This is a genomic window from Komagataeibacter ossonobensis, from assembly GCF_057359305.1.
Genome location: NZ_JBXAYQ010000105.1, coordinates 1 through 1,670 on the forward strand (window position 1 = coordinate 1; position 1,670 = coordinate 1,670).

Annotated in this window: 1 protein-coding gene; it reads left to right on the top strand. The window is 60.5% G+C overall.

All coding sequences use genetic code 11. The annotated features are described in order from the left end of the window. Nucleotides 1-191 precede the first annotated feature (191 nt). Nucleotides 192-1,670, top strand: a 1,479-nt coding sequence (gene tnpC / locus AC1RQ9_RS18800; protein WP_485988107.1) for an IS66 family transposase, incomplete at its 3' end; no start/stop codon positions are given.

Consider the following 1,670-nt stretch of genomic DNA (forward strand, 5'->3'; position numbering starts at 1 on the left):
CGTTTTCCGTGGCCCTCCCCGGCAGATGGCGTTGCCCGCCTGACAGCCGCACAGATGGCCATGCTCTGGGAAGGAATCGACTGGAGACGGCCATCCTGGTCGGCGCCCCCCTCTCGCGTAGCCTGATTTTTTTTCGTTATTTCTGTCGCGGATTTCTTTGTTTTCTGGCAGTTTTCCGCTATTATCCAGAGATGGAGCGACACTCTGGCCCCCTGCCTGATGATCTGGAGACCCTCAAGGGCATCATCATGGCCCAGCAGGGCGAGATCGTGCGGCTGTCGGCGTCGGCCCGGGCCTATGATGCCCTTGTCCAGTCGCTCAGGATCCGGATCGCTCGCCTGCAGAAACAGAAATTCGGGGCCAGTTCAGAAAAGATCGAGCGTGAGACTGAACAGCTCGAACTGCTCCTCGAAGATGTGGAAATCGCCATTGCAGCTGCAGATCCGTCTCCCGAAAGTGGGGAGCACGATCGCGGCGATGCCGTGGTCTCTCCCCAAAGACGGCGCGGCAGGCCCCGGGTCTCGGACGCCACACCACGGGAGCGCATTGTGCTCGACCCGGGTGAAGCCTGTTCCACCTGTGGCGGTCCCTTGCGCCTCGTTGGCGAAGATGTCACCGAAATCCTTGAATTCATCGCAGCAAAACTGAAAGTCGTCGAAACGGCACGGCTGAAGAAATCCTGCCGTCATTGCGAAACAATGGTGCAGCCTGAAGCGCCATCGCGCCCTGTCCCCCGGGGCATGGCTGGCCCCGGGCTCCTGGCCCATATCCTGGTCTCGAAATTCGATGACCATATCCCGCTTTATCGTCAGAACGAGATCTTTGCCCGTCAGGGTGTCGAAATCCCTCGTTCAACCCTGATCGACTGGTGTGGTCAGGCCGTTGCAGTCTTGCGTCCCCTGGCGGCACTGATCCGTCAGGAGATCGTGGGGGCAGACCTGCTTCATGCCGATGATACGCCCATCCAGGTTCTTGATCCCCGCCTGCGCCAGGCTGGCAAACCACGCGGTGTGAAGGAAGGGCGGATCTGGACCTATCTGCGCGATCCCCGCCCCTGGGGTGGCAGCGATCCGCCCGCCGTTGCCTACTGGTTCTCTCCCGATCGCAAGGGGATCAATCCCCAGACCCATCTGGCACAGTTCCGTGGTATTCTGCAGGCAGACGCCTACGCCGGGTTCAGGGACCTGTATAAACCCGATGCAACGGGAACCGTGCGTGTGCGCGAAGCGGCCTGCTGGGCCCACCTGCGTCGGGCATTCCATGATGTCTGGAAAGGCAGCGGCTCGACAATTGCAAGGGAAGCGCTTGAGCAGATCGGAGAGCTCTACGATATCGAGCGGCAGATCACCGGGCATCCGGCCTCCTATCGCCTGGCGATCCGGCAGGAAAAAAGCCGCCCCCGCGTTGCAGCGTTCCATGCCTGGTGCGAAGCACAGCTCGCCCGCATCCCCGGGAAGGGAGAACTGGCAAAAGCGATCCGCTATGCGCTCAACCGATGGACCGCCTTTACCCTGTTTGTGGAAGATGGTCGTGTCGCCATTGACAATAATCCTGCCGAACGGGCCATACGGCCCGTATGCGTCGGCCGAAAAAACTATCTCTTTGCCGGTTCCGATGCTGGTGGGGACAACATCGCTGATGCCATGACCCTCATCGAAAGCGCAAAACTC